This window comes from Methanobrevibacter sp., from assembly GCF_036307625.1.
Classification (GTDB): domain Archaea; phylum Methanobacteriota; class Methanobacteria; order Methanobacteriales; family Methanobacteriaceae; genus Methanocatella.
In genome coordinates this window covers 1-9,706 of record NZ_JAXJXF010000041.1, presented here as the reverse complement: position 1 = coordinate 9,706, position 9,706 = coordinate 1, and the positions used below count along the sequence as shown (strand labels likewise).

Here is a 9,706-nt window from a genome sequence, read left to right as displayed (position 1 = left end):
GATTATATTGTGCTGGAACATTCCAATCAAGTGTCTTAATACCTAATTTTGTCTGATTCTTATTTAACTTTCTTTTAACCATAAAAAACAACACCAAATCAACTTATACTTAATATAAAATATATACAACCAAGTATATAAACTTAACTATCTAAAAATCAATTAAAACAAAAAATAAAAACAATGTGAAATCTAATAACGATTTAAAAAATAAATAATCTACAAAAATTAAAATAAATAAAAATTTAAAAGAATATAGTAAAAATAATAAAAATTAAGCTAAAAAATTTTTTGACAAAAAATCAAAAATCAATTTTGGCGGACACCCTTTAATTTTAATTTCTTCTTCATATCTTAAATTTAGTGCCTGCAATATTTGTTATGGGGAGTGTTTGTTATTAAAGTTTGATTTTTTCATTTTCATTCGTTGGTGAGGATTCAGGCTTCGTATTTGGACAATTATTAGGAATTATGGAATATGGAATTTGAAAAATAAAATGGTTTAATAACTTTAATTATAATTATACTGCATTCTTCAATTACTTTAATTTCATAAAGTATTGTAACAACAAGTTTGCCTTATTGTATGAATGATTTTACAATATCTTCTGCAACTGTGCAATGGATATGCTCTGTTTTTCTATTGGTGCTTGGAGTAATGATTCTGTTATCTGTATATATTACAAAAAGATTTAAAATTAAAACATATTGATAACCTCCATCATAATATGGGCAGTGATTTGTTTTTTAATTATAAAAATTATCTTTTTTACTAAAAAATAATATCTTTTTGATAAATTATTTATTAGATAGTTATAATAATATTCATTAGTTATAATGAATTTGAAGGTTTGATATGATGGATGATATAACAAGTGATTTTTGCAGTGAATATTTTTCAGAATTGTGTATGGACTTTGATGAATCAACTTTAATTGCTTCAAATAAGAATGGAGAAAAAGAAAAAGGCTTAATTGAAAAGTCAGAATATGAAATTAAAAAAGAGAAGTTAATTGGTTTCGCTAAATCCAATTCAATTTCAATTAATGAACTTTTATTGGCAAGTTTAACGTTAACACTTAATAAATTTAATTTTTCATATAAAACTTTAATTTTCAATCAAAATAATGTTCCATTTGCAACCAAATTTGAAAACAGACAAATGTCTATTAGGGAATTTCTAGAAAATATTCATGAGGATTATATTAAAACGTTGGAATTCGATGAATATTGCAACATAGATAATCTTCCTTTAAAGCCTGAATTTTATTATACATTTGATGATGATTTAAAATCAAAAGAAGAATATTCCAATTATCTAAACATTGTTGAAAATGATGAAACTGTTTTATTATCCTTATTTTATAATAATGAGTTATATACCAAAGATTTCGTTGATTTATTCTTATCAAGCCTTGAAAAAATAGTTGATGAAATAGTTAATGCTAATATTGATAAAACAAATATCTGCGATATTTCTATTGGCAGCGAAAATGAAAATGTTGTCTTCAGCGAAGTTGAAATGCCTTTGATTCATAAACGCTTTGAAAAGCAGGTAATGGAGAAAAGTGATGAAACTGCTCTTGTTGCGAGTGATGTCACATTGACTTACAAGCAATTGGATGAAAAAGCAAATGTTATTGCAAATGCTTTAATAAGTAAGGGTGTCAAGCCGAAAAGTAATGTTTTGGTAATGCTTTCAAGGAACAGTAATTTGATTGCTTCCATTTTGGGTATCCTTAAAGCAGGTTGCGCATTTATTCCGATTGATCCGGAATATCCTCAGGAGAGGATAAATTATATTTATGAAAACAGTCAGGCGGATTATATTATTGCCAATGAATCTGGAGAGAAATCTTTAGACATTGAAGAGCTGCTTAAAGATGGCAATTCAGATAATCCTAACGTTAATGTTGATTCTGATGATTTGGCATATATGATTTACACCTCAGGCTCAACAGGTAATCCTAAAGGGGTAATGATTAGCCATAAAAACATTTGTAATCAGGTTTCAAATCCTAAATCCACTTATGATAGTTTGCTTTGTATTACAACTATCTCTTTTGACGTATCTGTTGATGATATTTTGACATCTCTTTCAAATGGGTTGAAATTGATACTTGCTGATGATGTTCAAATCAAAAATGTTCCTGAGCTTATTAAATTGATTGATGTAAATAAACCTGAAGTTTTAGATATTACTCCTTCAAGACTTGCTTCTTATCTTGAGATAAATGACTTCTGCAAGGTCATATCCTGCTTAAAGTGTTTTTTCATTGGGGGAGAGAAATTTTCAGCAAAAGTTTATGAAGATTTAAGAAAATACAGTGATGCTGTTGTCTATAACAGTTACGGTCCAACAGAAACAACAATCACTTCAAACAACAAAGAGGTTACTGATGTAAACGATTTGACTGTAGGTCCCCCTTTAGCCAATTATGTCACTGATGTTCGTGACGTTGATGGTAAATTGGTACCTAATGGTGTAATGGGTGAATTATACATTGGAGGTATCAGTGTTGGAAAAGGATACTACAACATGCCTGAAAAAACCAAAGAGGTGTTCCTGACTATCAATGGCATTCCATATTACAGAAGTGGAGACTATGCTATTGAACTTCCGAATGGTGAAATTGACATTAAGGGAAGAATAGACAACCAGATTAAACTCAGAGGGTTAAGAATAGAAATGGGTGAAATTGAAACCAATATTGGTCAATATCCGGATATGAGGCAGGCTGTTGTTGTAATTAAAGAGATTAACAATAATGAACATTTATGTGCTTATTATACTGCCGATGAAGAGATTGATATAAATGATTTAAAAGAATTTTTAAAAGGTCGTCTTACTCGTTATATGGTTCCGACCGTGTTCATGCAGCTTGATGAAATGCCGCAAACACCAAATGGCAAGACAGACTTGAAACAACTGCCAGTACCACAACTTAGATTGTCATTTACACTACCAGAAACTGAAACTGAAATAATATTGCATGAAATCGCTTCATCCATCAGTAAAACAAAGGAGTTCGGTACTACTGATGATTTGTATGCTGTAGGATTTACTTCATTGGCACTGATGAAATTAAATGCAAGGATTTATGAGGAAATGGGTGTTAATTTAGATATTATTTCATTATTAAATGACCCTACAATTAAAAATATTGCAAATGAAATAGAAAACAATGATATTCTAGATTTGAATAGTGTAATAGAATCCTCTAAGGATATGGTTTATTATCCATTGACAGAAAATCAAATGGGAATATATTATGAGTGTATTCAAAGCGCTGATGTTGCACAATATAATCTACCATCCATCATAAGATTTGACAGTGAAGTTGATGCGGATAGATTACGTGACGCTATCATTAAGACAATTGAGGCATATCCTTATCTTAAAACCAGAATTGTTTCACAAGAAGGTAAAGTGCTGATGAAACGTGATGATTCAATAGCTATTGAGGATATTCCAATTGTTAATGTAAGTAATATTTCTGATGAGGAAATTGAAAAAGAAAATCTAAAGCTATTTGATTTGCATAATGACCAGTTATTCAGATTTAAAACTTATAAAACTCCTGGTGAAACAATTTTGTTCTCAGATATACACCATATCATTTCCGATGGTGAATCATTAGATAAGTTGTTTACAAATATTTCCAATGCCTATCAGGGAATTGAAATTGAAAAAGAAACAATCAATGGTTACATTAACAGTATAATTGAAAGTGAAAATGAAAACAGCGAAAAATATGAATTGTCTAGAAAATTCTTCCAGGATAAATTAACTCAAGGAGTTGATTCGACTGTACTGACTCCTAATTTGAATGGTAATTTTGAAGAAGGAATTTTAAAATCAATTTCCAAAAATATCGACCTTGATTTGGTTAATAGGTTTTGCAGTGAAAACAGGATAACTCCTAATGTTTTATTCATGGCAGTGACTATGCTGAACTTGAATAAGTATTCATTCAACGACAAATCATTGATTACAACTATTTTCAATGGAAGGTCAAATTCATCCTACTTTAACACTCAGGCATTGCTAGTTAAAACGCTCCCAATTGTTTCAATCAATGAGGATAGGACATTATCATTTAAAGATTATTTAAATTCAGTCAATGATATCTGGATGGAAACCATTAGTCATTCTGATTATCCTTATACTAAGATTTCTGAAGAGTTTGGATTGAAACCAGAGTTTTTCTATGCATACAATGATCTTAACTCTGAAAAAATTGAGATTAATGGTAAAACTTATAAAGTCAAATATTTGAATTCACTTGAAGTTAATTATAAGATATCCTTGGAAATTAATGAAACTTGGGATAATATTGAATTATTCCTTGAGTACAATGACCAATTGTATAGCGCAGATTACATTGATGCATTCTTAAATTGCATGATTGATGTAATCAATCAATTAAATGAAGAGGATATTGAAAAATTAAGCATTGGTGAAATCGAATTGGGTGAAAATAAAGAGACACCTATATTCACACATGTTGGTATGCCGATTTTACATAAACGCTTTGAAAAACAAGTTGTCAACAAAGGTGATGAAATTGCTCTTGTTGCAAGTGATGCCACATTGACTTACAAGCAATTGGATGAAAAAGCAAATGTTGTTGCAAATGCTTTGATTAAAAGAGGAGTAAAGCCGAAAAGTAATGTTTTGGTAATGCTTTCAAGGGACAGTAATTTGATTGCTTCCATTTTGGGTATCCTTAAAGCAGGTTGTGCATTCATTCCGATTGATCCGGAATATCCTCAGGAGAGGATAAATTATATTTATGAAAACAGTCATGCGGATTATATTATTGCCAATGAATCCGGAGAAAAATCTTTAGACATTGAAGAATTACTTAAAGACGGCAATTCAGAAAATCCTGACGTTAATGTTGATTCTGATGATTTGGCATATATGATTTACACTTCAGGCTCAACAGGTAATCCTAAAGGAGTAATGATTAGTCATAAAAACATCTGTAATCAGGCTCAAAACCCTAAATCCACTTATGATAGTTTGCTTTGTATTACAACTATCTCTTTTGATGTGTCTGTTGATGATATTTTGACATCTCTTTCAAATGGGTTGAAATTGATACTTGCTGATGATTCTCAAATCAAAAATATTCCTTCTTTAATCAAGTTAATTGATGAAAATAAACCTGAAGTTTTAGAAATTACTCCTTCAAGACTTGCTTCTTATCTTGAGGTAAATGAATTCTGCAGGGTTATATCTTGCTTAAAGTGTTTTTTCATTGGAGGGGAGAAATTTTCAGCAAAAGTTTATGAAGATTTAAGAAAATACAGTGATGCAGTTGTCTATAACAGTTACGGTCCAACCGAAACAACAATCACTTCAAACAACAAAGAGGTCACTGATGTAAACGATTTGACTGTGGGTCCTCCTTTAACCAATTATGTCACTGATGTTCGTGACATAGATGGTAAATTACTTCCTGATGGTGTAATGGGTGAATTATACATTGGAGGTACTGGTGTAGGTAAAGGATATTATGGCATGCCAGAAAAAACCAAAGAATCATTCTTAACTATTGATGGCATTCCATATTACAGGAGTGGAGACTATGCTATTGAACTTCCGAATGGTGAAATTGACATTAAGGGAAGAATAGATAATCAGATTAAACTCAGAGGGTTAAGAATAGAAATTGGTGAAATTGAAACCAATATTGGTCAATATCCAGATATAAGGCAGGCTGTTGTTGTAATTAAAGAGATTAATAATAATGAACATTTGTGTGCATATTTCACTGCTAATTGTGAAATTGACAATGATGATTTAAAGGAATTTTTAAAAGGTCGTCTTACTCGTTATATGGTTCCGACCGTGTTCATGCAGCTTGATGAAATGCCGCAAACACCGAACGGCAAAACGGACTTGAAACAACTGCCTGAACCTCAACTTAAATTGGCTTTGGTGATGCCTGAAACTGAAACCGAAGAAGAATTATATGGTATTGTTTCATCCCTTGCAGATGTTGATGAATTTGGTGTTACAGATGACTTATACGCTATTGGTTTTACTTCATTGACATTAATGAAATTAAATTCCATAATCTATGAGCAAATGGGTGCTAATTTAGACGTTTCCATATTATTTAATGAGCCAACAGTTAAAAACTTTGCAATAGAAATTGACAATTCCTCTGAAAAAGAGGCTGGTCTTCAAGAGCTTATTGAATCAGCTAAAGGCATGGAGTATTATCCTTTGACTGAAAATCAATTAGGTATTTACTATGAGTGTAAGCAAAATCCTGATGTGATTAAGTATACAATGCCTACAACAGTAAAATTTGGTAGTGATGTTGATGCAAATAAACTTAAACAAGCAATTGTTGATACTATTGAAGCACACCCATATCTTAAAACAAGAATTGTAAATCATGATGGTGAATTAAAACAGAAAAGATGTGATGATGCAGCAATCGACGACATTGAAATTGTTAAAGTCGATAGCATTAGTGATGAAGACATTGTTAGAAATGATGTTGGTCCAATCTCTATAGAAGATAGTCAATTGTTCAAATTCAAAATATATGAAACTCCTGATGAAGTTGTCTTATTCACAGATTTCCATCATATAATTACTGACGGAGTATCGCAAAATAATTTATTTAGAGATATAGCAGATATCTATGAAAATAGAGATATGTCTGAAGAAATAATCGATGGTTATATCTACAGTATTCTGGAAAAAGATGCTGAAAATAGTGAAATATATCAATCTGCAGAGGCATTTTTTGATGATAAATTGACTCAGGGAATAGAATCCACGGTTTTAACTCCAGATCTTAATGGAAATCCTGATGAGGGTAAAATAAAAAATGTTTCTGAAATTATTGATTCAGAATTAATTAATGAGTTCTGTAATGATAATTCTATAAGTAAAAATGCTTTGTTTATCGCAAGCACCATTTTAAATCTAAACAAATTCACATTTAGTGACAAAACATTAATAACAACAATATTCAATGGAAGATCAAGTCCAAGTTATTTCAATACTCAAGGATTTTTGGTAAAAACTGTTCCGTTTATAATCAATAATGAAAACAGGCATGTGTCAGTCAGAAATTTCATTAAATCTGTTGACCAAACTTGGAAAGAAACCTTAAGAAATACTGCATATCCATATATTAAAATTGCTGAAAAATATCAATTAAAACCTGAATTCTTCTACAATTATCATGAATTCCTGGAATCCGATGAAATTATAATAAATGATAAGGAGTACATCCCACAAGAGCTATCTGGGTTTGATATGGTTACAGTTGAGTCTAAAATCAATTTAGCTATTTATGATAACGGTGATGAGTTTAATGTTATCATGGAATATAATGACCAGCTCTACAGTGAAGATTATGTTAAAACATTCATACAATCTATGAAGAACATTTTAGTTCAATTCATTGAAAATGATATTGACAGTTGCAGAATCTGTGATGTAAAATTAAAAGATGATGTTGAATCACATGAATTTGTCGATGTGGAAATTCCATTTATCCATAAACGCTTTGAAAAACAGGTTGATGAAACTCCGGAAAACATTGCATTAGTTGCAAGTGATGGTTCATTGACCTATAGTGAACTTAACCAAAAAGCAAATCGTGTTTCTAATGCCCTTATAAACAGAGGAATCAATCCTAACAGTAATGTGTTGGTAATGCTTCCAAGGGACAGCAACCTTATTTCAGCTATTTTGGGTGTTTTAAAAGCAGGATGTGCATTCATCCCTATTGATATAAACTACCCTAAAGGAAGAATTGATTATATTTTTGAAAACAGTCAGGCTGATTATTTAATAGCTGATGGGGTGATTGAAAATTCAATAGATATTAATGAATTGCTCGAAGAGGAGAATGCCTCAAATCCTCAAGTGGAAATTAATCCTGATGATGTGGCTTATATGATTTACACTTCAGGTTCTACAGGCAATCCTAAGGGAGTAATGACCAGCCATATGAATATTACAAATCTGTTCTCAAAAAGCGAAGATAGTGTAATATATAATGCATATTCAAAAATGAAAAGGACTCTTGCCCTTTCAACTGTATCTTTTGATGCATTTTTACTTGATTTCATGCCGTTGACCTACGGTTTGGAAATGGTGCTTGCTAACGATAGTGAAATAAAAAATATTAAGGAATTAGCTGAGTTAGTTAAAAGAGAAAAACCAGATGCACTCACATTTACCGCACCATCAAGATTTAAACAATATTTGGAATATGAGGAATTCGCTAAACAGGTACCTGCCTTCAAGTATATAGGTGTTGGTGGGGAAATGGTGCCTCAGGATCTGATTTCACGACTTTTAGAGTATCCTGATTTGGAAGTGTATAATATTTACGGTCCAACTGAGACAACAGTAACATGTAATACTCATAAACTTATTGATGCTGAAAATATAACTGTTGGAAAAGCTCTGCACAACTGCATAACTGAAGTAAGGGATATCGACGGAAAATTACTGCCTTCCGGAGTAATGGGTGAACTATACATTGGAGGAAATGGTGTTGCAAGAGGATATTACAATATGGAAGAAAAAACCAAAGAAGTATTCATATATATTAATGATATTCCATATTACAGAAGTGGGGACTATGCTATTGAACTTCCAAATGGCGAACTGGTAATCAAAGGAAGAATTGACAACCAAATTAAATTAAGAGGATTGAGAATAGAACTCGGTGAAATTGAATCCAATATTGCCAGATTCCCAGGTATTAGGCAGATTGTTGTTGTAATTGAGAAAATCAATAATGTTGAACATTTATGTGCTTATTTCACATCCGATGAAGAAATAGATATAAATCTCTTGAAAAGGTATTTGGGAAATAAATTAACCGAATATATGGTTCCAACTGTATTTATGCAGCTTGATGAAATGCCAATATCTCCAAATGGTAAAACAGATATTAAAAGACTTCCAAAACCAAAATTAAATCTAGATTATGTTGAAGCTGAAGGTGAAACTGAAGAAAAATTAGTTGAACTTGTTGCCTCCATTGCAAATACAACTAAATTCGGTACAACAGATGATTTATATGAATTGGGTTTCTCTTCTTTAACATTAATGAAATTAAACTCAATGATTTTCAATGAAATGGGTGTGAATATTGATGTAACCTCATTGTTCACAAATCCAACAATAAAATCGCTTGCAGATAAAATTGACAATAATATAGAATCTGAAATAGATGTGGATGAAATTATTGAAACTGCAAAAGATATGGAATATTTCCCATTGACCTCAAATCAAATGGGAATTTACTATGAGTGTATGCAAACTGAAAAAATCAAATACACCATGCCTTTTGCAATAAGGTTTGAAAGTAATGTTGATCCTAATAAACTTAGAGATGCTGTTATTAAAACTGTTAATGCACATCCATATCTCAAAACAAGAATTATCAATACTGATGATGGAAAAATATTCCAAAAAAGATGTGACAATGCTGAAATTGAAGAAATAGAAATTGTCGAAATAGATTCTATTAGTAATGGGGAAATAATGGAGAGAGACATAAAACCAATTCCATTAGACAATAATCAATTATTTAGATTTAAAATCTATAAAACTCCAACGGAAACCATATTATTCATTGATTTCCATCATATTATTTCTGATGGAGTATCTCAAGGCATTTTCTTTAATGATTTGACCAAAGCATATAAT

Annotated in this window: 1 protein-coding gene; it reads left to right on the top strand. The window is 31.0% G+C overall.

From position 1 onward, the window contains the following. Nucleotides 1-856: 856 nt before the first annotated feature. On the top strand, nucleotides 857-9,706 hold an 8,850-nt coding region (locus tag UIB65_RS02730), incomplete at its 3' end, for a non-ribosomal peptide synthetase (RefSeq protein ID WP_330039599.1).